This window comes from Mycobacterium kansasii ATCC 12478, from assembly GCF_000157895.3.
Classification (GTDB): domain Bacteria; phylum Actinomycetota; class Actinomycetes; order Mycobacteriales; family Mycobacteriaceae; genus Mycobacterium; species Mycobacterium kansasii.
In genome coordinates this window covers 5180847-5205144 of record NC_022663.1, presented here as the reverse complement: position 1 = coordinate 5205144, position 24298 = coordinate 5180847, and the positions used below count along the sequence as shown (strand labels likewise).

The window sequence follows — 24298 nt, the reverse complement described above, 5'->3', positions numbered from 1 at the left end:
CTTTTTGGCGTGTCGGCAATCACATCTCAGCAAGGCTGGGACGCGGTGCACGAGACAACACCAGGCCTGCCAACCGGTATCCACCAGTAGCTCAACAGTGGCCAAACATGTTGTCCCCGTGCGTGATCGGCCCACTCAATACCCGTCGCAAGTAGAGGTGCAGCAGTGTTGTGGGAAGAGGTTCGGCGGTGACGCCATGCGTGGATGAAACTTTGGCCGCCGTTGCCGGTGCACCGGTGTGGCTGGCTTCGCCGCCGGAAGTGCATTCGGCCTTGCTGAGCGCCGGCCCGGGAGCAGCCCCGTTGCTGGCGGCCGCCGCGGAATGGGCGTCGTTGGGTGTCGACTATGCGTCGGTGGCTGAAGAACTCACCGCGGTGTTGGGCGCGCTGCGGACCGGGGCGTGGCAGGGCCCCACCGCGGAGATGTGTGCGGGGGCCTACGGTCCGTATGTGGCGTGGCTGGTTCAGGCCAGTAGCGATAGCGCCGCGGTCTCGGCAGCACATCAGGCGGTGGCGGCTGCCTATGTCAGCGCGGTCGCAGCGATGCCGACACTGCCGGAGCTGGCCGCCAACCACGCCACCCACGCGGTGTTGCTGGCAACGAATTTCTTTGGCATCAACACCATCCCGATAGCACTCAACGAGGCCGACTATGTGCGGATGTGGATTCAGGCAGCAACCACTATGAGCATCTATGACGCAGTCACTGCGGCCGCAATGGCGTCAATGCCGCATACCCCACCGGCGCCAATCATCATCAAACCCGGCGCCGGTCTGGCCGGCGAGATCGTAGCCGGCGCTGCGCACGCCATCAGCTACGAGCCCTTTCCGATATGGCAGATCTTGTGGGATCTGATCAAAGTCGTTGGCACGGAGATTCTCGCCGTTCCGGCCCTTGCAATTTTTACCCTCATGATGGCTTTCTACACGCCAATTGTCTTGTTGTTTGTTGGGTACTTGCTCTTGATCGGCAACACACATTTGGCGCTCGAAGCCCTGACATACCTAGAGCTCGCGTGGCTCACTGTCGGAATAGAAACGTTCGCCACTGTATTTCTTCCTTTCGTCTTCGGTTATGAAGTCGGCAATCTGGTGATCCAATGGATCAGTCAATGGATCATGGGGCTGAACCTTGGGATGCTCCCCACCCTGCTGGGTCCGGTAGCCGCGGCGACGGCACTGCCGGTTTCGGCTGCTGCCGCTAACTCGAGCGCTGTAGCGGGCCTGGTTGCCCCGCCTGTGGCGGGGGTAGCGGTCAGCGCTGTGGAGCCGTCGGCAGTGTTGCCACAAGCACAGTTGGTGTCGGTCGCAACGGCCGGCAGTTGCTCGCAGGCGCCGGTGCCGGTGGCGGCTTCGGATCACGGTGCCGGCGCGCTGGGGTTTGCCGGCAACGCGCCATCAGGAGGTGCCGCCCACGCTGCCGGGTTGGCCACGTTAGGTGGTAACGAGTCGGGGAGCGGCCCGCAGCTGCCGATGTTGCCGAATTGTTGGAATGCAAGCCTGGTTGGCCTGACCAATGTGGGATGCGTTTAGCGCAGAAAAAGGGGGACCGAACCAATGCATACGCAGCGCCAGCATCTCGGTCACGGCAGCCGCCAATCGATCGGGTCGGCACCCATCCCCGAAAGCAGCTCGTTGGCACGGCTGAACGGCCGCGAGCCGAAGAACCCCCGCGAGGCCGACAGCGGCGACGGATGCGGTGATTCGATGGCGACACATTTGCCGGCGGCCAGCATCGGCTTCAGCGTCGACGCGTCACGCCCCCACAGGATGGCCACCAGGGGCTTCGACCGCGCGACGAGCGCGCGAATCGCACACTCGGTCACCACTTCCCAGCCCTTGCCCCGGTGCGACGCCGGGTTGCTCGGTCGCACGGTGAGCACCCTGTTCAACAACATCACGCCGCGCTGCGCCCAGGGCGTCAGATCACCGCACGAGGGCTGCCGATACCCCAGGTCGGCTGCGTACTCCTGGAAGATGTTGTCCAGGCTGCGCGGTAGCGGACGAACCTCGGGGGCGACCGAAAAGCTCAGTCCCACTGCATGTCCGGGTGTCGGGTAAGGGTCCTGCCCAACGATCAGCACCCGCACCTGGTCGAAAGGAAACGTGAAGGCGCGCAACACATTCGGCCCCGCCGGGAGGTACTTGCGGCCGGCCGCGATCTCGGCGCGCAGAAACTGCCCCATCTGGGCGACCTGGTCGGCCACCGGGTGCAACGCGGCTGCCCAGCCCTGCTCGACCAGTTCGCTCAGCGGACGCGCGGTCACTGCAGGCCTTGTGCCAGCAGCACCACCGTATCGGCGCCCGCCAGACGGTCTTTCGAAATTTCTTGGTATTCAGGCGATTGCGCCCAGCCACGGAATGCGGCCTCGTCGGGAAACGACATCAGCACCACTTTCTGATGGTTCCACTGGCCCTCGATCAACTTCGGTGACTCGTCGGCAGCCAGCAACGTTCCCGGATGACGGCGAAATACTTCCATGAACCTGGCCTGGTACCGGTCATATGCTGCCCGATCGGTGATTCTCAGCTGCGCGATACCGTAGACGGTCACCGCGCCACCCTACTCAACGGCGTGCTCAATCGAACGACTGCCAACCCGCATATCCGCCCCACTCGGTGCCGTCGACCAGCACCCGCGCCGGGCCGTCGACCACCCGTCCGATGACGCGCCAGCCGGCCGGCACCGCAGCGGCGAAACACGCCACCAGGGCATGGTCTTCACCACCGCCGAGCACCCAGCGCCACGGATCGGCGTCCACGGCGGCGGCGGCCGCGGTCAGCGCGGCGTGGTCGTGAGCCAGCGCCGCGGTCGACACGTCGATACCGACCGCGGACGCCTGCGCGAGATGGCGCAGGTCGGCGACGAGACCGTCGGAGATGTCGATCATGGCCTGGGCCCCCGCGGCGGCGGCCGCCACCCCCTGCCGGTACGGCGGCTCGGGCACCAGATGCCGGCGCCGCAACTCGTCGAACCCGTCAATTCCGTTGTGCCACAACTCATAGCCGGCCGCCGAGCGGCCCAGTTCACCGGCCACCGCCACGATCGAACCGGGTGTTGCGCCGGAGCGCCGTACCGGTGCGCGTCCCTCGAGGTCCCCAAGGACAGTCACCGACACCACCCATTGCGGGCAGCTGACCAGATCGCCGCCGACGATGCCGGCGCCGATTCGGTCCGCCTCGTCCCACATGCCGTCGACCAGTGCGCTCGCCTGGGCCGCGGGTGTGTCGATGGGCGCCCCGAAGCTCACCACGAACGCGGTACAGCGCGCGCCCATCGCCGCGATGTCGGCAGCGTTTTGGGCGATCGCCTTGCGGCCCACGTCGTGGGGTCTCGACCAGTCCAACCGAAAGTGCCGGTCCTGCACCAGCATGTCGGTCGACATCACGACGCGGCCGTCGGGGGCGGCGACTACGGCGGCGTCGTCGCCGGGCCCGAGCTCGACGACGGGAGGCTGACGGCGACCGGTCACCAAACGGTCGATCATGGCGAACTCCCCGAGCTGGTGCAGTGTCGAAGACTCCCCCGGCACTTGCCCCGATGCGTCCTCGCGCACACCACCTCCTACGGGACGTCTCACCCGGGTCCCCTGCCCGCCCGGGTGGACCGCGCTAGTGTATGAGCTCTGGCAACCCGAACATCCGGGCGGGATGTCGGTGGCCCTGGGACAGCCGGGCAGTCAAGGTGAGTCGGAGGTGGCCGGCGAGGTGACGGGCGATGCCCCTCCCAACCCCGAAGCCGAAGTAGACGGTCCGCCACGCATCCTGATCATTGCCGCCGTGGTACTGGCCGTGGCGACGGTCGGGGTGATCCTGGTGATCGCGGCGACCCGCCACACCTCGCAACAACCGGTCACCGTTGCGGCCGTGCCGGCCCCACACGCCGGCAGTCCGGCCTGCCGGGCTTTGACGGCCGCGCTGCCGCAGCACCTGGGTGACTATCAGCGAGTGACGATTGCGCAACCGGCCCCGGAAGGCGCGAGCGCCTGGAGCTTCGGGCCGGGCCGCGAGCCGGTCATCATGCGTTGCGGCCTCGACCGCCCGGCCGACTTCGTCGTGGGCGCGCCGATCCAGATCGTCGACCGGGTGCAGTGGTTCCGGGTTACCGACGAAACCCCATCGGAGGCCAGGTCCACCTGGTACACGGTCGACCGACCGGTATACGTCGCGCTGACGCTGCCGGCGGGGTCGGGGCCGACGCCCATCCAGGAGTTGTCCGAGGTCATCGACCGCACCATTGCGGCGGTGCCGATCGACCCGGCGCCGACCGGTTAGCGCAGGCCCACTCCCCGGGCCAGTGCCGTCTCCACCATGGTCGCCAGCAGCGTGGGATAGTCGACGCCGCTGGCCGCCCACATCCGGGGGTACATCGAGATCGTGGTAAACCCCGGCATGGTGTTGATTTCGTTGATCACCGGGCCCTCCTCGGTGAGGAAGAAGTCCACCCGGGCCAGGCCCTGGCAGTCGATGGCGTGAAACGCCCGGATCGCCAGGTCCCGCACCGCGTCGGCGACGTCGTCGTCGACCTTGGCGGGCACATCCAGCTCGGCTGCGTCGTCGAGGTATTTGGTCGCGAAGTCGTAGAAGGCATCCTCGCGTCCGCGCACCCCGGCCACCCGGATCTCCCCCAGCGTGCTGGCTTGCACCGTGCCGTCCGGGAATTCGAGCACACCGCATTCCAGCTCACGGCCGTTGACGGCGGCCTCGACGATCACCTTCGGATCGTGCCGGCGCGCCTCGGCGACCGCGGCGGGCAACTCATCCCAGCTCGACACCCGGCTGACACCGATCGACGAGCCGCCGCGCGCGGGTTTGACGTACGCCGGCAGCCCCAGCCGCTCGCATTCGTCGAGACTCAACGCCGGCCGCGACGGACGCAGCACCGCGTGCGGCCCGACCGGAAGCCCGTCCGCGGTCAGCAGCTTTTTGGTGAATTCCTTGTCCATGCCCGCGGCACTGGCCAGCACACCGGCACCGACGTAGGGCACACCGGCAAGCTCGAGCAGTCCCTGGATGGTGCCGTCCTCCCCGTAGGGGCCGTGCAGCACCGGGAACACCACGTCGACGGAGGCCAACACCTCACCGGCACCCGGGGGCAACGACACCAGTCGGCCGCCCCACTGCGGGTCGGCGGGCAACGCCAGCAAGGTGCCCGATTCGGAGCTGACCGCGGGTAGTTGCCGGTTGGTGATGGCCAGGGCGTCGGGGTTGCCGTCGGTGAGTACCCACGAGCCTTGTGGCGTGATGCCGATCGCGATCACCTCGAACCGCTGCGGGTCGAGGTTGCGCAGGATGCTGCCCGCCGACACGCAGGAAATGGCGTGCTCGTTGCTGCGGCCGCCGAACACGACGGCAACCCGGGCACGCCGGTCGCTGGCACTCACAACCTGGAGAGGCTACCGGGTGGGACGCGACGACACCCGGCTCCCGCCCTCCGCCCGTCCGTGCGCTTGCTCGATGACGATGCACCGAGCCTGTAACTTCGCAGCGGAAGTTCGAGTAGGGGCCTGCGTAGTTACAGGTTCGACGATGTTCAGCGGCGAGTGGCCCGGGCGCTTACTCGGGTTTGGTGCTGCGACCCAGCAACAGCGCTATCGCCTCGTTCACCGACAGCCCCTTATGACAGACCCGGTGCACGGCGTCGGTCAGCGGCATCTCGACGTCGTAGCTGGACGCCAGCGCGAGCACCGCCTCACACGACGTGACCCCCTCGACGACGTGGCCGTCGCGGTGCTGCAACGCCGATTGCATGGTCTCGCCCCGGCCCAGTCGCTCGCCGAACGACCGGTTACGGGAATGCGGTGAGGTGCAGGTGGCCACCAGGTCCCCCACCCCGGCCAGCCCGGCCAGTGTCGCGCCCTTGGCGCCCAGCGCGATCCCGAGCCGCATGATTTCGGCAAGCCCGCGGGTGATGATGGCCGCCGCGGTGTTTTCGCCCAACCCGACGCCGACGGCCATCCCGCACGCCAGCGCAATCACGTTCTTGCAGGCGCCACCGATCTCGGTGCCGATGACATCGCTGTTGGTGTACGGGCGGAAGTAGCCGCTGTTCAGCGCACGCTGCAGGGCGACCGCCCGGCCGGAGTCGCTGCATGCGACGACGGTGGCCGCCGGCTGACACTCAGCGATCTCACTGGCCAGGTTGGGCCCGGAGATCACCGCGACGTGTGCCGGGTCTACTCCGGTCACCGAGGTGATCACCTGGCTCATCCGCATCAGGGTGCCGAGTTCGATGCCCTTGGCCAAACTGACCAGGGTCGCGTCCTCGGGCAACAAGCCGGCCCACCGCTCCAGATTGGCGCGCAGCATCTGCGCCGGAACGCCCAGCAGGACCGTGGCTGCGCCGCTGAGCGCCTCCTCGGCCTCGGGGGTGGCGCGGATACCGGGCGGCAGCAACGTGCCGGGCAGATAGTCGGGGTTGTATCGGGTGCTGTTGATCTGCTCGGCGACGTCGGCTCGTCGGGCCCACAGGATGACCTCGCCACCGGCGTCGGCCAGCACCTTGGCCAGCGCGGTGCCCCACGCGCCGGCCCCCATCACCGCAACGGTTCCCGTGCCGGCCATCCGCACACCCCCTTTTTGTCCGTTATGGCAGCTGCAGCCGCTACACAGTAGACCCGCCAGCCGGCCACCGCCATGTCCAGCCCGACGCTCACCGTTCACCCGGAAACCGGCGCTGGCAGGATGACCTCCATGAGCGGCACACTGGCCGACGGTAGCGGTGATGTCGGCTTGATCATCGCCGTCAAGCGGTTGGCGGCCGCCAAGACCCGGCTGGCCCCGGTGTTCTCGGCGCGGACGCGGGAAAATGTGGTACTGGCAATGCTGGTCGACACGTTGACCGCGGCCGTCCGCGTGCGCGCATTGCACTCGATCACCGTCATCACGCCCGACGAGGCGGCTGCGGCTGCGGCAGCGGGGCTCGGCGCCGCGGTGCTGGCCGACCCGACGCCGCAAGACGATGCCGACCCGCTCAACAACGCCATCGCCGTCGCCGAACGTACGATGGCCGGATCGTTAGCGAATCTTGTTGTGCTGCAAGGTGATTTGCCGGCACTACAGCCGCAGGAGCTTGCCGAGGCGATCGCTGCGGCACGTCAGCACCAGCGCAGCTTCGTCGCCGACCGGTGCGGAACCGGAACGGCCGCGCTGTGTGCCTTCGGCGCCGCACTCGACCCGCAGTTCGGGGCGGATTCGTCCGCGCGGCACCGCCGTTCGGGTGCGGTCGAGCTCACCGGAGCCTGGCCCGGCCTGCGGTGCGATGTCGACACGCCCGCGGACTTGGCGGCCGCGCGCCGCCTGGGCGTCGGGCCGGCGACCGCGCGAGCCATCGGTCACCGGTAGCCGGTGTTGCGGGCCCGTCCGAAGGTGAACGGCACACCAACGTCAGATTGATGTCGCCTGGATGCTGGCAACGTCACCGGGTGATAAGCAATGATCGCTGGGTGACCGAAACCGAAACCAGTCCAGTCACGGAGGCGCAGCCAGACGAAGATGCATGGCATCAAGGCGACTCGGCACTGACGGCACCCCCGGCTGCGACACCCGCGGCGATCAGCGACCAGCTGCCCGAAGGCCGCTACCTCAACCGCGAACTGAGCTGGCTGGATTTCAATGCTCGGGTGCTGGCGCTTGCCGCCGACAACTCCATGCCGTTGCTGGAGCGAGCCAAGTTCCTGGCGATCTTCGCGTCCAACCTCGACGAGTTCTACATGGTTCGGGTGGCCGGTCTCAAACGCCGCGACGAAATGGGGCTTTCGGTGCGTTCCGCCGACGGTCTGACACCGCGTGAGCAGCTGGGCCGCATCGGCGAGCAGACCCAGCAGATCGCCGGCCGGCACGCGCGGGTGTTCCTCGATTCGGTGCTACCGGCGCTCGGCGAAGAGGGTATCTACATCATCACCTGGGCCGATCTGAATGAGACTGAGCGCGAGCAATTATCGATCTACTTCAACGAGCAGGTCTTCCCCGTCCTGACCCCGCTGGCCGTGGATCCCGCGCACCCGTTCCCGTTCGTCAGCGGGCTCAGCCTGAACCTGGCAGTCACGGTGCGCCAGCCCGACGACGGCGGTCAGCACTTCGCCCGGGTCAAGGTCCCCGACAACGTCGACCGCTTCGTCGAGCTGGTCGGCCACAGCGATACCGACGGGACCGAAGGACAAACCGTCCACCGGTTTCTGCCGGTGGAAGAGCTCATCGCGGCCTTCCTGCCGGTGCTGTTTCCGGGAATGGAAATCGTCGAACATCACGCGTTCCGCATCACCCGCAACGCCGACTTCGAAGTCGAAGAGGACCGCGACGAAGATCTGCTGCAGGCGCTCGAACGGGAACTGGCCCGCCGGCGGTTCGGATCGCCGGTGCGGCTGGAAGTCGCCGACGACATGACCGAAGGCATGCTGGAGTTGCTGCTGCGCGAACTCGATGTCCATCCCGGTGACGTGATCGAGGTGCCGGGGCTGCTGGACCTGTCGTCGCTGTGGCAGATCTACGGCCTGGACCGGCCGGCGCTCAAAGACCGGACGTTCGTGCCGGCCACCCATCCCGCCTTTGCCGAGCGGGAGACACCCAAGAGCATCTTCGCGACGCTGCGCGAGGGCGACGTGCTGGTGCACCATCCCTATGATTCGTTCTCCACCAGCGTGCAGCGGTTCATCGAGCAGGCCGCCGCCGATCCCGACGTCCTGGCGATCAAGCAGACCCTGTACCGCACCTCCGGGGATTCGCCGATTGTCCGGGCCTTGATCGACGCGGCCGAAGCGGGCAAGCAGGTGGTCGCGCTGGTCGAGATCAAGGCCCGCTTCGACGAGCAGGCCAATATTCGGTGGGCACGACAACTCGAGCAGGCGGGCGTACACGTGGCCTACGGCATCGTCGGACTCAAGACGCACTGCAAGACCGCACTCGTCGTTCGCCGCGAGGGCCCGTTGATCCGGCGGTATTGCCATGTCGGGACTGGCAATTACAACAGCAAGACCGCCCGGCTGTACGAGGACGTCGGCCTGCTCACGGCCGCGCCCGATATCGGAGCCGACCTGACCGACTTGTTCAATTCGCTGACCGGTTACTCACGCAAGGTGTCCTACCGCAACCTGCTGGTGGCTCCGCACGGAATTCGCACCGGCATCATCGACCGCGTCGAGCGGGAGGTGGCCGCACACCGGGAAAACGGTAACGGCCGGATCCGGCTCAAGATGAACGCCCTGGTCGACGAACAGGTCATCGACGCGCTCTACCGCGCGTCACAGGCGGGCGTGCCCACCGAGGTCGTAGTGCGTGGCATCTGCGCGTTACGCCCCGGCGTGGAAGGCTTCTCGGAAAACATCACCGCACGATCCATTCTCGGCCGCTTCCTGGAACACTCGCGGATCCTGCATTTTCGTGCCATCGACGAGTTCTGGATCGGCAGCGCCGACATGATGCACCGCAATCTCGACCGGCGCGTTGAGGTGATGGCTCAGGTCAAGGACCCGAGACTGACTGCGCAGCTGGATGATCTGTTCGAGTCCGCGCTGGACCCGTCGACCCGCTGTTGGGAGCTGGGCCCGGACGGACAATGGACGGCGGCGCCCCACGACGGCCACAATGTGCGCGACCACCAGGTATCACTGATGGAGCGGCACCGCAGTCCCTGACACCGGGGAACTCCCGCTGATTTGTGCCACATCCACGACCGCGAGCGGCCCAGGCCGAATTGACCTGCAGGAGTTAACGTGTCGATCCCAAGCACGTCCGTCCGCCGCTGCTCGGAGGGCAGGATCGTGTACGCCGCCGGCGCGGTGTTGTGGCGTCCGGGAAAGGCCAAGGGAGCAGTCGAGATTGCGGTGATTCACCGCCCGCGATACGACGACTGGTCACTACCCAAGGGCAAGGTGGATCCCGGGGAAACGACAGCGGTGGCGGCGGTGCGCGAGGTGTTCGAGGAGACCGGTCAGCAGGTGCACCTTGGCCGGCGTCTGATCATGACAAGCTACCCGATCGATCAAGGTGTCAAGAAGGTCTACTACTGGACTGCGCGGCGCATCGGCGGGGAATTCGTTCCCGGTAGCGAAGTCGACGATCTGGTCTGGCTGCCGATCGCCGACGCCATGCAGCGACTCGACTATGCACAAGATCGAAAGGTCTTGCGCCGGTTCGCCAAACAGCCGGCCAACACCAAGACGGTGCTGGTGGTCCGGCACGGTACCGCCGGCAGCAAGTCCCGCTTCTCCGGCGACGACACCAGGCGACCGCTGGACAAGAAGGGACGGGCGCAGGCCGAGGCGCTCGTCGGGCAGTTACTGGCCTTCGGCGCCACTTCGGTGTACGCGGCCGACAGGTTGCGCTGCCATCAGACGGTGCAGCCGCTCGCCGAAGAACTGGGCGTGATCATCCACAACGAACGCGCCCTCACCGAGGAGGCCTACGCCAAGAACCCCAAACGGGGCCGCCATCGGGTGCTGCGGATCGCCGCACAGCCGGGCACGCCGGTGATCTGCACGCAGGGCAGGGTAATTCCGGATCTCATCGCCTGGTGGTGCGAGCGCGACGGCGTGCGCCCGGACAAGTCCCGCAACCACAAGGGCAGCACCTGGGTGCTGTCACTTTCCGGCGGGCGGCTGATTGCGGCCGACCACATCGGCGGCGCGCTGGCCGCCAACGTGCGGGCCTAACGCATAGATACCCTTTGGGCGGCATCGCTGCCACCCAAAGGGTATCGGCGGTGTACTGACTTACTTGCGACCGCGCCTGGTGCTCGTCGCCTTCTTGGCCGGTGCCTTGGTGGCCGGCCGCTTCGCCGCGGCCTTCTTCGCCGGCGCCTTGGTGGCCGCCTTGCGCACCGGCGCCTTGGCGGCAGCCTTCTTCGCCGTCGTCTTGGTTGCCTTGGCGGGCGCCTTCGTTGCCTTGGTCGCCGCCTTCTTCGCCGGTGCCTTGGCCGCCGTCTTGGCGGGCGCCTTGGTCGCAGCCTTCTTGGCGGGCGCCTTGGTCGCAGCCTTCTTGGCGGGCGCCTTGGTCGCAGCCTTGCGGGCAGGCGCTTTCTTCGCCGCCTTCTTGGCGGCACTTGTCCCCACACCGCGCTTCACGGCGGGACCTTCCGCCGGGAGCTTTTGTGCGCCAGCCACAACCGCTTTGAATTGCGCGCCGGGCCGGAATGCCGGGACCGAAGTCGGCTTCACCTTCACCGTCTCGCCGGTGCGGGGATTGCGAGCCACGCGGGCCGCGCGGCGACGCTGTTCGAACACACCGAATCCGGTAATGGTGACGCTGTCGCCCTTGTGCACGGCGCGCACAATGGTGTCGACAACATTCTCGACGGCGGCTGTCGCCTGGCGACGGTCCGAGCCCAATTTCTGTGTGAGCACGTCAATGAGCTCTGCTTTGTTCATCCAACCCTCCGAAGCTAGTGGTCCTCGTTAATGGAACCGACTAGTGGACACGGTAAACCCTCACCTGGCAAATTGCCAAGAGCCACGCGCAATTTCGGGACCCGGGAACGGCAATTTTCGCAATCCGATTGCCGCCCTTGACCGGTGGCGCCGCCTCGAAATGAACCCGGCTTGCAAGCCCTACAGAAGCTCGCGGGAGCCCAAATTCCGCGTCGATCGACGGTTCACAAGGCCGGCAGAGTGCGTGGTTTCCAGGCCGGGTAAGCCTGTTCATAAGACTCGATTTCGTCGAGTTTTCGCAGCGTAAGGGCTATATCGTCAAGGCCTTCGAGCAGTCGCCACGCGGTGTGGTCGTCAATCTTGAACGGCAGCACCACTGTTCCGGCGGTGATATTTCGATCTTGAAGATTGACAGTGATTTCCAACCCGGGACTCTGCTCGATGAGCTTCCAGAGAAGTTCGACGCCGTCTTGGTCGACTTCGGCCGCCAGCAGCCCCGCCTTGCCGGCGTTCCCGCGGAAAATGTCACCGAATCGAGATGAGATAACCACCCGGAACCCGAAGTCCATGAGCGCCCAGACCGCATGCTCTCGCGAGGATCCCGTGCCGAAGTCCGGCCCGGCGACCAAGACCGAGCCGCGGTCAAAGGGACTGAGGTTCAGCACGAACGATGGATCCGAGCGCCAACTCGCGAACAAGCCGTCCTCGAAACCGGTTCGGGTGACGCGCTTCAGGAAGACCGCCGGGATTATCTGGTCGGTATCGACATTGGACCGTCGTAGCGGCACACCAACGCCGGTGTGAGTGTGAAAGGCTTCCATGTTCTTCCCCTAACCCGTCGAGTTCAATTCAAATCAGCCGGCGCGGAAAGGGTGCCGCGAACAGCAGTCGCGGCGGCAACGGCCGGTGAAACCAGATGCGTACGGCCCCCCTTTCCCTGTCGCCCTTCGAAGTTGCGATTGGACGTCGCGGCGCAGCGCTCCCCGGGAGCGAGCTGATCGGGATTCATCCCCAGGCACATCGAGCACCCCGCCTGCCGCCATTCGGCGCCTGCGGCGGTGAAGATCTCACCCAGGCCTTCTGCTTCGGCCTGCGCGCGAACCCGCATGGACCCCGGAACGATGAGCATCCGCACGCCCGACGCCACCTTGCGGCCGCGCAAGACGTCGGCCACCACCCGCAGGTCTTCAATGCGGCCGTTGGTGCACGACCCGACGAACACGGCGTCGACGGCGATGTCGCGCATTGCCGTTCCGGGCCGAAGGTCCATATAGGCCAACGCTTTCTCGGCAGCCTGGCGCTCGGCGTCGTCGGTCATCAGCTCCGGATCGGGCACCGCGCCGACCAGCGGCACTCCTTGTCCCGGGTTGGTTCCCCAGGTGACATAGGGGCTCAATGAGGTGGCGTCGAGGTACACCTCGGTGTCGAAGACGGCGCCGGGGTCGGTCCGCAATTGTTGCCAATAGGCGAAAGCGGCGTCCCACCGGTCACCGGTTGGCGCGTGCGGACGGCCGCGCAAGAACTCGTAGGTGGTTTCGTCCGGTGCCACCATGCCGGCCCGGGCACCGGCTTCGATGCTCATGTTGCAGATCGTCATGCGAGCTTCCATGGACAGCGATTCGATGGCGGCGCCTCGGTATTCGATGACATGACCCTGTCCGCCGCCGGTACCGATCTTGGCGATCAGCGCGAGGATGATGTCCTTGGCCGATACGCCCGGCGGCAGTTGCCCTTCGACATTGACCGCCATGGTCTTGAACGGCCGCAGCGGGAGTGTCTGGGTGGCCAGCACATGCTCGACTTCGGATGTGCCGATACCCATTGCCAATGCGCCGAATGCGCCGTGGGTCGAGGTGTGACTATCGCCGCAGACGATCGTCATTCCCGGTTGGGTGAGGCCCAATTGCGGTCCTACGACGTGCACGATGCCCTGCTCGATGTCGCCCATCGGATGCAGCCGGATACCGAATTCGGCGCAGTTGCGCCGCAACGTCTCCACCTGGGTGCGGGATACCGGGTCGGCGATCGGCTTGTCGATATCGACGGTGGGCACGTTGTGGTCCTCGGTGGCAATGGTCAGGTCGGGACGCCGCACTCGGCGGCCGGCCAGTCGTAAACCGTCGAACGCCTGCGGGCTGGTGACCTCGTGCACCAGATGCAGATCGATGTAGATCAAGTCGGGCCCGTCTCCTTGTCCAGAGGCGCCACCGGACACCACAATGTGGTCGTCCCAAACCTTCTCCGCCAACGTGCGGGGCCTGCGAGTCTGACCTGCCATCTCGGATTGCCTCGATTCACTCAATAGCGGCTCACTGAACCACCGGACTTTGTTCTCAGAATATGAGACGCTAGTATCTTTATGTGAGACAGCATAGCGGCATCGGCGTGCTCGACAAAGCCGTGGGTCTGCTGCACGCGATCGCGGAATCTCCGTGCGGACTGGCCGAACTCTGTGACCGAACCGGCCTGCCGAGGGCCACCGCATATCGGCTGGCAGCCGCCCTCGAGGTGCATCGCCTGCTGGGACGCGACGAGGAAGGCCGGTGGCGTCTTGGTCCCGCGGTATCCGAACTCGCGGCCCACGTCAACGATTCGCTGCTCGCCGCAAGCAACGCGGTGCTGCCGAAATTGCGGGAGACCACCGGCGAGAGCGTGCAGTTGTATCGCCGCGAGGGCACTACGCGGGTCTGCGTGGCTGCGCTGGAACCGGCTGCGGGCCTTCGCGATACGGTTCCGGTTGGAGCGAGATTGCCGATGACGGCCGGCTCGGGGGCCAAGGTACTGCTGGCCTACAGTGACGCGGCGATCCAACAGGCGGTGTTGCCGAATGCGAAATTTGGCGAACGGGTGCTGGCCGAAGTGCGCCGGCGGGGTTGGGCGCAAAGCGTGGCCGAACGGGAACCTGGGGTGGCAAGCGTTTCGGCGCCGGTGCGCGATCGCCGCGGCGTTGTGGTCGCTGCGATCTCGGTTTCCGGCCCCGTCGACCGGATGGGGCGGCGCCCGGGTGCGCGTTGGGCCGCCGACCTGGTGGCGGCGGCCGAGGAGATCACTGGCCGGCTCTAGTGGCCTTACCCCGGGACGCCCCGCCCGGCCGGCTGACGCCGCGGCGCGGGCGTCACGACCACCTGACACACTGACGCCATGGGAAGCAACCAGCGCGCGCAGATCGTCATGACCGAGGAAGAAATCGCCGACTTCGTCAACAAGAGCCGCACCGGCACGCTGGCCACCATCGGGCCGGATGGCCAGCCACACCTGACGGCCATGTGGTACGCGGTGGTCGACGGCGAAATCTGGCTGGAAACCAAGGCAAAGTCGCAGAAGGCCGTCAACCTCAAGCGGGATCCTCGGGTGAGCTTCCTGCTCGAGGACGGCAACACCTATGACACGCTGCGCGGGGTGTCCTTCGAGGGCGTCGCGGAGATCATCGACGAGCCCGACGCGTTGTTCCGCGTCGGAGTCAGCGTGTGGGAGCGCTACACCGGGCCCTACAGTGACGAACTAAGGCCCATGGTCGACCAGATGATGAACAAGCGCGTCGGCGTCCGCATCGTCAGTTGCCGCACCCGCTCGTGGGACCACCGCAAGCTGGGACTGCCACACATGCCCGTGGGCGGTTCAACCGCACCGGCCGTGCTGGGGACCGGTCACTGATTTTGTAGCCCCGATGGGATTCGAACCCACGCTACCGCCGTGAGAGGGCGGCGTCCTAGGCCGCTAGACGACGGGGCCAGAACCGATCCGAGCTGTCAGCATAGCTCACCGCGGTAAGCCCACCTAATCACTCCGCATCCGCTTGGCGTCAGTCGGCCTTTGCTGGGGTACCAGGACTCGAACCTAGAATGGCTGAACCAGAATCAGCTGTGTTGCCAATTACACCATACCCCATCTGCCACCTAAAACCGCTGGTCAGAGCGGGTTCTGGGAACCATAGCCAGGTCTCCGGGGACCGCTGCTGCCAGCCGTTGTAAGCCGACGTGCAGACTACCAAAAACTAGGCCGGCCAGTCGCACGCCCGGGTTCTATTCTGCGCCACCCCACTACTTGGTGACCGAATCGCGAGCTGAAGTGAGCCGCGCCAGGCTGCGGTCGCGGCCGAGCAACTCCAGCGACTCGAACAGCGGCGGGCTGACCGTGGTCCCGGTGGCGGCCACTCGGATCGGTCCGAAAGCCTTGCGGGGTTTGAGCTCCAGGCCTTCGATCAGCGCAGCCTTGAGCACCTCCTCGATGTGGGCGGCGATCCAGTCGGACACCCCTTGGAGCGCGGCCACGGCCGCGTCGAGAACCGGAGCCGCGTCAGGACCCAGTTCCTTGGCCGCGGCTTTGGGGTCGATTGCATACTGGTCGTCGCTGAGGAACTTCAGCAGATCCCAAGCATCGCCGAGCACCACGATGCGGGTCTGCACCAACTCGGCGGCAGTGGCGAACGCTGCGTCGTCCAACTCGATGCGATGGCCGTGCACGTCAAGGTAATCGCGGAGCCGGCGGGTGAAGTCTTCGACATCGAGCATCCGGATGTGCTCGGCGTTGAGGGCGTCGGCTTTCTTCTGGTCGAACCGCGCCGGATTCGAGTTCACGTCGGCCACGTCGAACGCCGCCACCATCTCGTCGAGGCTGAACAGATCGCGGTCGTCGGCGATCGACCAGCCGAGCAGCGCAAGGTAATTCAACAACCCCTCGGGAATGAAGCCGCGGTCGCGGTGCGCGAACAGGTTCGACTGCGGGTCGCGTTTCGAGAGCTTCTTGGTGCCCTCCCCCAATACCGTTGGCAGATGGGCGAACTCCGGAACGCGTTCGGCTATCCCGACCCGGATCAGGGATTGGTACAGCGCGAGCTGTCGCGGCGTCGACGGCAGCAGGTCCTCGCCGCGCAGCACGTGCGTGATCTTCATCAACGCGTCATCGCACGGGTTAACCAAGGTGTACAGCGGATCTCCGTTGGCGCGGGTCAACGCGAAATCAGGCACCGAGCCGGCCGCGAATGTGGTGGGCCCGCGGACCAAGTCGCTCCAGCTGAGGTCGGTGTCGGGCATCCGCAGTCGCACCACCGGCTGACGACCCTCCGCCAGATATGCCGCGCGCTGGGAATCGGTCAGGTGACGGTCGAAATTGTCGTAGCCCAACTTGGGGTTGCGGCCGGCGGCGATATGGCGGGCCTCGACCTCTTCGGGCGTCGAAAAGGCGTAGTAGGCCTCGTCTGCCACGAGCAGCTGGGCGATGACATCGCGGTAGATCTCCCTGCGCTGTGACTGGCGGTATGGGCCGTAGGGTCCGCCGACCTCGGGCCCCTCGTCCCAGTTCAGGCCTAGCCAGCGCAACGCGTCTAGCAGTGCCAGATAGCTTTCCTCGCTGTCGCGCTGGGCGTCGGTGTCTTCGATGCGGAAGACGAAGGTGCCGCCCGTGTGACGGGCATAGGCCCAGTTGAACAGTGCGGTGCGGACCATGCCGACGTGGGGAATACCAGTGGGCGACGGGCAGAATCGGACCCGAACGCGGGTTGCCTCTTCTTCAGGAGCAGCTGCAGTCACGACTTTCCTTTTCGCACTATGGGATTGGTAAGGGTGCCGATGCCTTCCACGGTGATGGAGACGGTGTCACCGTCTTCGATGGGACCTACTCCGGCCGGTGTTCCGGTGAGAATGAGGTCTCCGGGCAGCAACGTCATGACCGCCGAGATCCACTCCACGATGGCGCCGGTGTCGTGGATCATCAGCGACGTGCGGGCATGCTGTTTGACTTCGCCGTTGACTTCGGTGCGCAGTTCGAGGTCGGTGGGGTCGAGCGGATCCAGGTCGGTGACGATCCACGGGCCGACCGGACAAAATGTGTCGTGGCCTTTGGCCCGGGTCCATTGGCCGTCGGACTGTTGCTGATCGCGTGCGGATACGTCGTTGGCGACGGTGTAGCCGAGGATGTTGTCGGCCGCCTGGGCGGCTGGGACGTCCTTGCAGGGCCGGCCGATTACTACTGCCAGCTCACCCTCGAAGTGAACCGGGGATGCGTTGGCGGGCAACCGAATCGGCACATTGGGACCGATGATTGCGGTGTTGGGTTTGAGGAATATGACCGGGTCGGCCTGAGCGGGGCCGGTTTGGCCGCCCATTTCCGCGATGTGGTCGGCGTAATTCTTGCCGACGCACACCACCTTGCTGGCAAGTATCGGAGCCAGCAGCCGGACGTCGGCCAACGGCCAGGAGCGGCCGGTGAAGGTCGGCGTACCGAACGGGTGTTCCGCGATTTCCCGGACCGTCATCCCCCCGGGGTCGTCCAGTGAGCCTTCGATGCTGACGAAGGCCGATCGGCCGGATGGGCCGTCAGGACTGGCGATTCGACCAAGGCGCATTCGGATGAGCCTAACGACGGTCGCGAGCCCGGCGCAGCCGGGCGCTGCGGGCCGTCGTCATCGGACCCAGACGGTCGCGAGCCCGGCGCAGCCGGGCGCTGCGGGCCGTCGTCATCGGACCCAGACGGTCGCGAGCCCGGCGCAGCCGGGCGCTGCGGGCCGTCGTCATCGGACCCAGACGGTCGCGAGCCCGGCGCAGCCGGGCGCTGCGGGCCGTCGTCATCGGACCCAGACGGTCGCGAGCCCGGCGCAGCCGGGCGCTGCGGGCCGTCGTCATCGGACCCAGACGGTCGCGAGCCCGGCGCAGCCGGGCGCTGCGGGCCGTCGTCATCGGACCCAGACGGTCGCGAGCCCGGCGCAGCCGGGCGCTGCGGGCCGTCGTCATCGGACCCAGACGGTCGCGAGCCCGGCGCAGCCGGGCGCTGCGGGCCCTCGTCATCGGACCCAGACGGTCGCGAGCCTGGCGCAGCGGGCCGTGTGCACCCGGGCCGGTTTGACCGCTGGTCTACACAAGCCCATGAATCCCCGGGAAATTGCTCGACAACAGCAGGCATACAACCAATGACATCTGTGCGAGCATGGCTTGATGGCCACGGAGCCGGTCAGCGCGGCGCTGCGCTGGTCGATGGTCGCGATTGCGCTGACGGTAACCGCCAGTGCGTTCTCCTTTATCAACGCCGTCCCGTTCATGATTCCCGCACTGGAAGCTGCGCGCGGAACCGCGTTGGCCGAGGCGGGTTTGCTGTCGGCAATGCCGAGCCTGGGCATGGTGGTCACCCTGATCGCCTGGGGTTATGTGGCGGACCGCATCGGAGAACGTACGGTGCTCGCGACCGGCTCCGCGCTGACCGCGGTCAGCGCCTTTGCCGCGGCGTCGGTCAATTCGCTGGTTGCCATGGGAGCACTGTTGTTCTTGGGCGGGATGGCGGCGGCCAGCTGCAATCCAGCCTGCGGCCGCCTGGTCGCGGGTTGGTTTCCGGCGCATCAGCGGGGCCTGGCCATGGGAGTTCGCCAGACCGCGCAGCCGTTGGGAATTGCCATGGGCGCCTTGGTGATTCCGCGGCTCGCTGAGCACCGTCCAAGCTTGGGACTGCTGTTTCCGGCCTCGGCGTGCGCGGTGTCGGCCGTCGTCGGCGCGCTGATCGCACACGACCCGCCGCGCAGGACGCCGCCGACGGCCAGCGGAACCGAACTCGTCAACCCCTATCGCGGCAACGCCGTGCTGTGGCGGATCCACATGGTGTCGGCACTCATGGTGATGCCCCAGTCGATGACCGTGACCTTCATGCTGGTGTGGTTGACCGGCAACCACGGGTGGTCGGTGCGAGCTGCCGGCGCACTGGTGACCATCACTCAACTACTCGGTGCGCTGTCCCGCATTGCGGCCGGCCGCTGGTCCGATGGTGTGGGATCGCGCATGCGCCCGGTCCGCATCGTCGCGCTCGCCACCAGCGTCACGTTGCTGATGCTGTCTTTGGCCAATCAGCTCGATTCACCGCTCGCGGTGGCGTTCATGGTCATGGTCTCGGTGGTCACGGTGATGGACAACGGGCTCGAGGCCACTGCGATCACCGAATTCGCCGGACAATTCTGGAGTGGGCGCGCGCTTGGCGTTCAGAACACGACCCAGCGGCTGATGACTTTGGCTGGCCCGCCGGCATTCGGAGCGATGATCACGGTCGGCGGATATCCATTGGCGTTCGCATTGTGTGGGCTGTTCCCACTGGCCGCGGCACCCTTGGTGCCCGTCGGCTTGCGCCCGCCCGATGCGGAAGACCGCGAAGCCGAACATTCCCTCGGCCGACTTCCACGGAAACCAGTTCAAGCCCGTGATTAACACCCGGGTAGGACGTGCGGGCCGGCGACCTTTCCGCGCAGCCGGACGTCGACCAACGGCCAGGAGCGGCCGGTGAAGGTCGGTGTACCGAACGGGTGTTCCGCGATTCCCGGACGGTCATCCCCTCGGGTCCTCGGCCGAGCCTTCGATGCGACAAAGGCCGATCGGCCGGACGGGCCGCCAGGACTGGCGAATCGACGCGCGTTCGGATGAGCCTCATGGGCGAGGATCAGAAGGGCACCACCCGACGAGAAGCTCTCAAACGTTGTTGGCGCGCAAGCCCGGCTGCGAACGACCGTCGGCGTCCTCCTGCGCTGCGCCTCTCGGCTAGGGTTCGGGCCGTGAACGGCGAATTGATGGATTGGGAAGCCGCATACCGCGAACATGGTGTCTTCGGGGGACCGCCGCCGTGGAACATTGGCGAACCGCAACCGGAAATCGCCGCACTGATACGGGCCGGCAAGATCCGCAGCGAAGTACTCGATGCCGGTTGTGGGGTCGCCGAGCTGTCGCTTGCGCTCGCCGCACTCGGGCACACAGTCATGGGTGTCGACGTGTCTGGCACTGCGATCGCCAAGGCCAAGCAAGCCGCCACCGATCGAGGGCTCAGCACTGTCACGTTCGTGCAGGATGACCTCACGTCACTTGACGGCTACGACGGCCGGTTCAACACAATCATCGACAGCACCCTGTTCGAATCGCTTCCGGTCGATTCGCGCGACGACTACATCCGCTCGGTGCACCGTGCCGCCGCGCCAGGCGCGTCCTATTATGTCCTGGCGTCGACCGCGACCGCGCTCCCGGCCGACATCGAGCTGCCGCCCGATGCTCCCGCGGCGCCTCCGAATCTCGTTACCGAAACTGAATTGCGAGAAGCTGTTTCACGGTATTGGGCGATCGACGAGATCCGACCGGCGTTCATCCATGTTCACCTGGCAGAGGTCCTATCTCGGATCCCGGGCGTCTCGTTGGCTGACTACGAGGTCGACGAAAGAAACCGGGTAAAGGTGTCGGCTTTCTTGCTCACCGCACACAAAGCGGGGTAGCGCACCGAACTCGCGGATGACCCGCACTTGGCGTGCTTGTGCGAGCATGAGCCAATGCCGCGCCAACCGAGCGACCCAGGCGAATTGAGCTTGTTTGCACGCTGGTCGATCGTGGTCGTCTCACTGCTGGTGACGGCTAGTTCATTTCTCTTCATCAACGGCGTTGCCTTCCTCATCCCCCGCCTGGAAGCCGCGCGCGGAACCCCGCTGACACAAGCTGGTCTGTTGGCGTCGATGCCCAGCTGGGGCATGGTGGTAACGCTGGTGGCGTGGGGCTACGTCCTGGACCGCGTGGGTGAGCGGCTTGTGATGACGGTGGGCTCGGCTCTCACCGCCGCAGCCGCCTATGCCGCCGCGTCGGTGCACTCGCTGACGCTGATGGGCGTCTACCTGTTTCTGGGCGGCATGGCAGCCGCGAGCTGCAACAGCGCCGGCGGTCGGTTGGTATCGGGGTGGTTTCCGCCTCATCAACGAGGACTGGCGATGGGCATCCGCCAGACCGCTCAGCCGCTGGGAATCGCGCTGGGCGCGCTGGTCATACCCGAGCTGGCCGAACAAGGCGCCCATGCCGGGCTGATGTTTCCCGCCGTCGCGTGCACAGTGGCTGCGGTGGCCAGCCTGATCGGCGTAGCCGACGCGCCGCGCAAGTCCCGGAAGGTCGCCACTGACGAGGAGCTGGCCAGTCCGTATCGGGGGTCGTCGGTGTTGTGGCGCATCCATGCGGTGTCGGCGCTGCTGATGATGCCGCAGACGGTGACCGTGACGTTCATGTTGGTCTGGCTGATGAACCATCACGGTTGGTCGGTCGCGGCGGCCGGCGGTTTGGTGACCGTTTCGCAGCTGCTGGGTGCGCTGGGGCGTATCGCGGTCGGCCGCTGGTCGGACTACGTCGGCTCACGCATGCGGCCCGTCCGCATTATCGCCATCGCCGCGGCGTCGGCCCTGTTCCTGTTGGCGCTCACCGACAACATCGGTTCGCGATATGACGTGTTACTCATGATCGCGATCGCGGTGATCGCGGTACTCGACAACGGGTTGGAGGCAACCGCAATCACCGAGTTCGCCGGACCCTATTGGAGTGGACGGGCGCTGGGCACCCAGAACACCACGCAGCGCCTGATGGCGGCCGCAGGGCCCCCGCTGTTCGGTGCGCTGATCACGACGGCGGCCTATCCGCTGGCCTGGGCGCTGTGCGGGTTGTTCCCGCTGGCGGCGGTGCCGTTGGTGCCGACTCGCCTGTTGCCGCCCGGCTTGGAGACCCGAGCGCGGCGGCAATCGGTTCGCCGGCATCGCTGGCGACAAGCCGTTCGCGCCCGCGAGTTGCCAACCAGGCCTCGGCTGGCGGGCCCGCCCGGGTCGTCCAGGCCCGGCCGCCGCGGACGAGCACCGACGCCACCGACGTGATCGCCCGGTGGCGGCGCCTCGGCGAGGTTTGCCGAAGTGCCGCAACGAGAAGTACCACTAGGTGCAGATAACATCGACACGGCGTTGGTCGCTGCTCGCTGTCGCGCTCGTCGCGACGTTGTGCGCCACCGTCTTCATCAACGGCATTGCCTTCCTGATTCCCGCACTTAACGACGTGCGCGGCATCAGCCTGTCCGAAGCCGCCCTGCTGTCGGCGATGCCCAGCTTCGGCATGGTCTTCACGCTGATCGGCTGGGGATATGTGCTGGACCTGGTCGGCGAACGGATCGTGCTCAGCGTGGGCTTGGCCCTGACCGCGGCCGCCGCCTATGGGGCATCGCTGGTGCCCCAGTCGATGCTCGCCGAGGGCATTGCCCTGTTCGTCGGCGGCATGGCCGCGGCCAGTGCCAACACCGCCAGCGGGCGGCTGGTAACCGGCTGGTTTGCCGCCGAGCAGCGCGGCCTGGCGATGGGAATCCGCCAGACCGCGCAGCCGCTCGGAATCGCCTCGGCCGCGGTGGTGCTTCCCGAGCTCGGGGAGCGCTCCATCTCGGTGGCGCTGCTGTTCCCGGCGACGGTGTGCGCACTGGCTGCACTGCTTTGCGCGGTGTGGGTGCGCGACCCGTCGCGGCCGGCGCGGTCGGTCGCCGACCACCGCGAGTTGGCCAGTCCCTATCGCGGCACGGCGGTGCTGTGGCGAATCCACCTGGCATCCGCCCTGCTCATGGTCCCCCAGACGGTGGTCTTGACGTTCATGCTGGTCTGGCTGATCCACAGCCACGGCTGGTCGATCGCGGCGGCCGGCACGTTGGTGAGCGTCTCCCAACTGCTGGGCGCGCTTGGCCGCATCGCCGCCGGGAGGTGGTCGGACCACCTCGGTTCGCGAATGCGGCCCATCCGGATGATTGCCGTCGCCGCCGCACTGGGGATGATGTTGCTGGCGGTGGCCGATCACCTGCACTCGACTGTGGCGGTGGCGCTGATGGTCGTCGCGTCGGTGATCACCGTGCTCGACAACGGCTTGGCGTTCACCGCGATCCCCGAAGTGGCCGGGCGCTTCTGGAGCGGGCGCGCGATGGGCGCGCAGAACACCACCCAGCGGCTCACCGCGGCAGTTGGGCCGCCGGTATTCGGCCAGGTGATCGAGGCGTCGGGTTATCCCCTGGCCTTCGCGGTGTGCGGATTGTTTCCGCTGCTGGCGTGGCCGATAGTGCCGCAGCACACTCGCGCGCGGGTCCGGACCTGTTAGAGCGCAGCAACAATCCGGTCGCCGATGACGGTGGTGGTCAGCCGTTGGTTGCCCCGAGTCGCCAGGAACTTCTCGACCGCCCGGTCCACTCGGCCGGCGGCGTCGTCCTCGCCGACGTGGGCAAGCAGCAGCGCCACCGACATGATCGCCGCGGTCGGATCGGCGATGCCCTGACCGGCGATATCGGGCGCGCTGCCATGCACCGGCTCGAACATCGACGGGTTGGTCCGGGTCGCGTCGATATTTCCACTGGCCGCCAAGCCGATTCCGCCGCACACCGCCGCTGCCAGGTCGGTGATGATGTCGCCGAACAGGTTGTCGGTGACGATGACGTCGAAGCGGCCGGGGTCGGTGATCATGTGGATGGTGGCGGCGTCGACGTGCTGATACGCCACCTCGACGTCGGGATACTTCTTGGCGATCTCCTGCACTGTCCGCCACCACAGGCTTCCGGCGAATGTCAGGACGTTGGTCTTGTGCACCAGGGTCAGGTGCTTACGACGCCGCCGTGCCCGCTCGAACGCGTCGGCGACCACTCGTCGCGCGCCGAACGCGGTGTTCACGCTGACCTCGGTGGCCACCTCGTTGGGCGTGCCGACCCGAATCGCGCCGCCGTTACCGGTGTAGGGCCCCTCGGTTCCCTCGCGCACCACCAGGAAGTCGATGTCGGGATTTCCCGCCAGGGGGCTGTTCACTCCGGGGTAGAGCCGGGCCGGCCGCAGGTTTATGTGGTGGTCCAGCTCGAAACGCAGTCGCAGCAACAAGCCGCGCTCCAGGACACCGCTGGGCACCGACGGGTCGCCGATCGCCCCGAGCAGGATGGCGTCATGCTCGCGCAGTTCGGCGAGCACCGTGTCCGGCAATAGCTCGCCGGTGGCGTGGAACCGACTGGCGCCGAGGTCGTAGCCGGTCTTCTGCACGCCCGGCAGCACCGCGTCGAGGACTTTGACGGCTTCGGCCACCACCTCGGGACCGATACCGTCGCCTGCGATGATCGCGAGCTTCATCGGCGCCGCTCTCCCCCGCCGGCGGGTAGGGGTACCTCCCCCTTGTGGGG

24 protein-coding genes and 2 tRNA genes are annotated in these 24298 nt (G+C 66.6%); 11 read left to right on the top strand and 15 right to left on the bottom strand.

Translation table 11 applies throughout. The features are described 5' to 3' along the window. Positions 1-200: 200 nt before the first annotated feature. Entirely contained in the window at positions 201-1532 is a 1332-nt protein-coding gene (locus MKAN_RS22605; protein WP_023372202.1) for a PPE family protein, read from the top strand. A 50-nt stretch (positions 1533-1582) separates the two neighbouring features. Here the strand turns inward: MKAN_RS22605 and MKAN_RS22600 are convergent, their stop codons facing one another. Genes MKAN_RS22600 through MKAN_RS22590 form a run of 3 tightly spaced genes read right to left on the bottom strand, consistent with a single transcriptional unit; the run spans position 1583 to position 3487 of the window. Beyond that, positions 1583-2266 (bottom strand): uracil-DNA glycosylase, encoded by a 684-nt coding sequence (locus MKAN_RS22600; RefSeq protein ID WP_023372201.1) that lies wholly within the window; start codon positions 2264-2266, stop codon positions 1583-1585. After that, positions 2263-2553 carry a DUF1330 domain-containing protein gene (locus MKAN_RS22595; RefSeq protein ID WP_023372200.1) on the bottom strand — a complete coding sequence of 97 codons (291 nt, stop codon included), beginning with the start codon at positions 2551-2553 and terminating at the stop codon, positions 2263-2265. Before MKAN_RS22595 ends, MKAN_RS22600 begins: the two co-directional genes overlap by 4 nt. Before the next feature lie 25 nt (positions 2554-2578). Then, positions 2579-3487, bottom strand: a complete 909-nt coding sequence (locus MKAN_RS22590) for a thiamine-phosphate kinase (RefSeq protein ID WP_230589206.1) — start codon at positions 3485-3487, stop codon at positions 2579-2581. Positions 3488-3650: 163 nt separating this feature from the next. Here MKAN_RS22590 and MKAN_RS22585 point away from each other — a divergent pair, with 163 nt between their 5' ends. After that, positions 3651-4274, top strand: a complete 624-nt coding sequence (locus MKAN_RS22585) for a DUF3515 domain-containing protein (protein ID WP_080674268.1) — start codon at positions 3651-3653, stop codon at positions 4272-4274. Here MKAN_RS22585 and MKAN_RS22580 read toward each other — a convergent pair. Together MKAN_RS22580 and MKAN_RS22575 are read right to left on the bottom strand one after the other, a co-directional pair. Further along, complete coding sequence (locus tag MKAN_RS22580) at positions 4271-5383, bottom strand: D-alanine--D-alanine ligase family protein (protein WP_023372197.1); 1113 nt, start codon at positions 5381-5383, stop codon at positions 4271-4273. The two genes, MKAN_RS22585 and MKAN_RS22580, sit on opposite strands and share 4 nt — an antisense overlap. Before the next feature lie 172 nt (positions 5384-5555). After that, a complete protein-coding gene (locus MKAN_RS22575) occupies positions 5556-6563 on the bottom strand; it encodes an NAD(P)H-dependent glycerol-3-phosphate dehydrogenase (RefSeq protein WP_023372196.1) in 1008 nt (335 codons plus the stop codon). Positions 6564-6692: 129 nt separating this feature from the next. Between MKAN_RS22575 and cofC the strand changes: the two genes are divergently transcribed. The 3 genes from cofC to mutT1 all read left to right on the top strand — a co-directional run bounded on the left by cofC (position 6693) and on the right by mutT1 (position 10648). Next, entirely contained in the window at positions 6693-7343 is a 651-nt protein-coding gene (cofC, locus tag MKAN_RS22570; RefSeq protein ID WP_023372195.1) for a 2-phospho-L-lactate guanylyltransferase, read from the top strand. Positions 7344-7423: 80 nt separating this feature from the next. Next, positions 7424-9631 (top strand): RNA degradosome polyphosphate kinase, encoded by a 2208-nt coding sequence (locus MKAN_RS22565; RefSeq protein WP_023372194.1) that lies wholly within the window; start codon positions 7424-7426, stop codon positions 9629-9631. Positions 9632-9709: 78 nt separating this feature from the next. Further along, a complete protein-coding gene (gene mutT1, locus MKAN_RS22560; RefSeq protein WP_023372193.1) occupies positions 9710-10648 on the top strand; it encodes an 8-oxo-(d)GTP phosphatase MutT1 in 939 nt (312 codons plus the stop codon). A 60-nt stretch (positions 10649-10708) separates the two neighbouring features. Here the strand turns inward: mutT1 and MKAN_RS22555 are convergent, their stop codons facing one another. From MKAN_RS22555 to leuC, 3 genes are all read right to left on the bottom strand, one after another. Beyond that, positions 10709-11362, bottom strand: a complete 654-nt coding sequence (locus tag MKAN_RS22555) for an HU family DNA-binding protein (RefSeq protein WP_023372192.1) — start codon at positions 11360-11362, stop codon at positions 10709-10711. A 224-nt stretch (positions 11363-11586) separates the two neighbouring features. Continuing rightward, entirely contained in the window at positions 11587-12183 is a 597-nt protein-coding gene (gene leuD, locus MKAN_RS22550) for a 3-isopropylmalate dehydratase small subunit (protein WP_023372191.1), read from the bottom strand. Positions 12184-12206: 23 nt separating this feature from the next. After that, positions 12207-13640, bottom strand: coding sequence for a 3-isopropylmalate dehydratase large subunit (gene leuC, locus MKAN_RS22545; RefSeq protein WP_023372190.1), 1434 nt, complete (start codon positions 13638-13640; stop codon positions 12207-12209). Between the two features lie 83 nt (positions 13641-13723). On the opposite strand from leuC, the gene MKAN_RS22540 reads away from it, so the two are divergent. Both MKAN_RS22540 and MKAN_RS22535 read left to right on the top strand, forming a co-directional pair. Further along, positions 13724-14425: an IclR family transcriptional regulator gene (locus MKAN_RS22540; RefSeq protein ID WP_023372189.1), complete on the top strand. Its 702-nt coding sequence runs from the start codon at positions 13724-13726 to the stop codon at positions 14423-14425. Positions 14426-14503: 78 nt separating this feature from the next. Continuing rightward, positions 14504-15016 carry a PPOX class F420-dependent oxidoreductase gene (locus MKAN_RS22535; RefSeq protein WP_023372188.1) on the top strand — a complete coding sequence of 171 codons (513 nt, stop codon included), beginning with the start codon at positions 14504-14506 and terminating at the stop codon, positions 15014-15016. A 5-nt stretch (positions 15017-15021) separates the two neighbouring features. Here MKAN_RS22535 and MKAN_RS22530 read toward each other — a convergent pair. The 5 genes from MKAN_RS22530 to MKAN_RS32810 form a co-directional block, all read right to left on the bottom strand. Further along, positions 15022-15094: transfer RNA gene (locus tag MKAN_RS22530), tRNA-Glu, on the bottom strand. Between the two features lie 84 nt (positions 15095-15178). Continuing rightward, a tRNA-Gln gene (locus tag MKAN_RS22525) sits at positions 15179-15250 on the bottom strand. A 152-nt stretch (positions 15251-15402) separates the two neighbouring features. After that, complete coding sequence (gene gltX / locus MKAN_RS22520) at positions 15403-16806, bottom strand: glutamate--tRNA ligase (protein WP_023372187.1); 1404 nt, start codon at positions 16804-16806, stop codon at positions 15403-15405. 80 nt (positions 16807-16886) lie between these two features. Further along, positions 16887-17705 (bottom strand): fumarylacetoacetate hydrolase family protein, encoded by an 819-nt coding sequence (locus MKAN_RS22515; RefSeq protein ID WP_036391277.1) that lies wholly within the window; start codon positions 17703-17705, stop codon positions 16887-16889. Between the two features lie 10 nt (positions 17706-17715). Next, positions 17716-18144: a hypothetical protein gene (locus MKAN_RS32810; RefSeq protein ID WP_155254711.1), complete on the bottom strand. Its 429-nt coding sequence runs from the start codon at positions 18142-18144 to the stop codon at positions 17716-17718. A 147-nt stretch (positions 18145-18291) separates the two neighbouring features. Between MKAN_RS32810 and MKAN_RS22505 the strand changes: the two genes are divergently transcribed. Continuing rightward, positions 18292-19542, top strand: a complete 1251-nt coding sequence (locus MKAN_RS22505; RefSeq protein WP_023372184.1) for an MFS transporter — start codon at positions 18292-18294, stop codon at positions 19540-19542. On the opposite strand, the gene MKAN_RS33110 is transcribed toward MKAN_RS22505, so the two are convergent. Beyond that, entirely contained in the window at positions 19539-19928 is a 390-nt protein-coding gene (locus MKAN_RS33110) for an Rv2993c-like domain-containing protein (protein ID WP_103801566.1), read from the bottom strand. The genes MKAN_RS22505 and MKAN_RS33110 overlap by 4 nt on opposite strands. On the opposite strand from MKAN_RS33110, the gene MKAN_RS22500 reads away from it, so the two are divergent. The 3 genes from MKAN_RS22500 (at position 19884) to MKAN_RS22490 (ending at position 23241) form a co-directional block, all read left to right on the top strand. After that, positions 19884-20588 carry a class I SAM-dependent methyltransferase gene (locus MKAN_RS22500; protein ID WP_023372183.1) on the top strand — a complete coding sequence of 235 codons (705 nt, stop codon included), beginning with the start codon at positions 19884-19886 and terminating at the stop codon, positions 20586-20588. The genes MKAN_RS33110 and MKAN_RS22500 overlap by 45 nt on opposite strands. 54 nt (positions 20589-20642) lie before the next feature. Further along, positions 20643-21992 carry an MFS transporter gene (locus MKAN_RS22495; protein WP_023372182.1) on the top strand — a complete coding sequence of 450 codons (1350 nt, stop codon included), beginning with the start codon at positions 20643-20645 and terminating at the stop codon, positions 21990-21992. A 61-nt stretch (positions 21993-22053) separates the two neighbouring features. Next, the gene (locus tag MKAN_RS22490; RefSeq protein WP_023372181.1) at positions 22054-23241 is read left to right on the top strand and encodes an MFS transporter; all 1188 of its coding nucleotides are present in this window, start codon (positions 22054-22056) and stop codon (positions 23239-23241) included. On the opposite strand, the gene MKAN_RS22485 is transcribed toward MKAN_RS22490, so the two are convergent. Beyond that, the gene (locus tag MKAN_RS22485) at positions 23238-24248 is read right to left on the bottom strand and encodes a 3-isopropylmalate dehydrogenase (RefSeq protein WP_023372180.1); all 1011 of its coding nucleotides are present in this window, start codon (positions 24246-24248) and stop codon (positions 23238-23240) included. The genes MKAN_RS22490 and MKAN_RS22485 overlap by 4 nt on opposite strands. Positions 24249-24298: the final 50 nt, after the last annotated feature.

Excerpts from the sequence above, each read along its gene's own strand:
- MKAN_RS22575 (WP_023372196.1), bottom strand. The coding sequence starts at position 6,563 with ATGGCCGGCACGGGAACCGTTGCGGTGATGGGGGCCGGCGCGTGGGGC.
- MKAN_RS22585 (WP_080674268.1), top strand. The coding sequence starts at position 3,651 with ATGTCGGTGGCCCTGGGACAGCCGGGCAGTCAAGGTGAGTCGGAGGTG.
- MKAN_RS22495 (WP_023372182.1), top strand. The coding sequence starts at position 20,643 with ATGCCGCGCCAACCGAGCGACCCAGGCGAATTGAGCTTGTTTGCACGC.
- MKAN_RS22515 (WP_036391277.1), bottom strand. The coding sequence starts at position 17,705 with ATGCGCCTTGGTCGAATCGCCAGTCCTGACGGCCCATCCGGCCGATCG.
- MKAN_RS22505 (WP_023372184.1), top strand. The coding sequence starts at position 18,292 with ATGGCCACGGAGCCGGTCAGCGCGGCGCTGCGCTGGTCGATGGTCGCG.
- leuD (WP_023372191.1), bottom strand. The coding sequence starts at position 12,183 with ATGGAAGCCTTTCACACTCACACCGGCGTTGGTGTGCCGCTACGACGG.
- MKAN_RS22590 (WP_230589206.1), bottom strand. The coding sequence starts at position 3,487 with ATGATCGACCGTTTGGTGACCGGTCGCCGTCAGCCTCCCGTCGTCGAG.
- MKAN_RS22555 (WP_023372192.1), bottom strand. The coding sequence starts at position 11,362 with ATGAACAAAGCAGAGCTCATTGACGTGCTCACACAGAAATTGGGCTCG.
- gltX (WP_023372187.1), bottom strand. The coding sequence starts at position 16,806 with ATGGTCCGCACCGCACTGTTCAACTGGGCCTATGCCCGTCACACGGGC.
- MKAN_RS22485 (WP_023372180.1), bottom strand. The coding sequence starts at position 24,248 with ATGAAGCTCGCGATCATCGCAGGCGACGGTATCGGTCCCGAGGTGGTG.
- leuC (WP_023372190.1), bottom strand. The coding sequence starts at position 13,640 with ATGGCAGGTCAGACTCGCAGGCCCCGCACGTTGGCGGAGAAGGTTTGG.
- MKAN_RS33110 (WP_103801566.1), bottom strand. The coding sequence starts at position 19,928 with ATGTTCGCGGTATGCGGCTTCCCAATCCATCAATTCGCCGTTCACGGC.
- MKAN_RS22535 (WP_023372188.1), top strand. The coding sequence starts at position 14,504 with ATGGGAAGCAACCAGCGCGCGCAGATCGTCATGACCGAGGAAGAAATC.
- cofC (WP_023372195.1), top strand. The coding sequence starts at position 6,693 with ATGAGCGGCACACTGGCCGACGGTAGCGGTGATGTCGGCTTGATCATC.
- MKAN_RS32810 (WP_155254711.1), bottom strand. The coding sequence starts at position 18,144 with ATGACGAGGGCCCGCAGCGCCCGGCTGCGCCGGGCTCGCGACCGTCTG.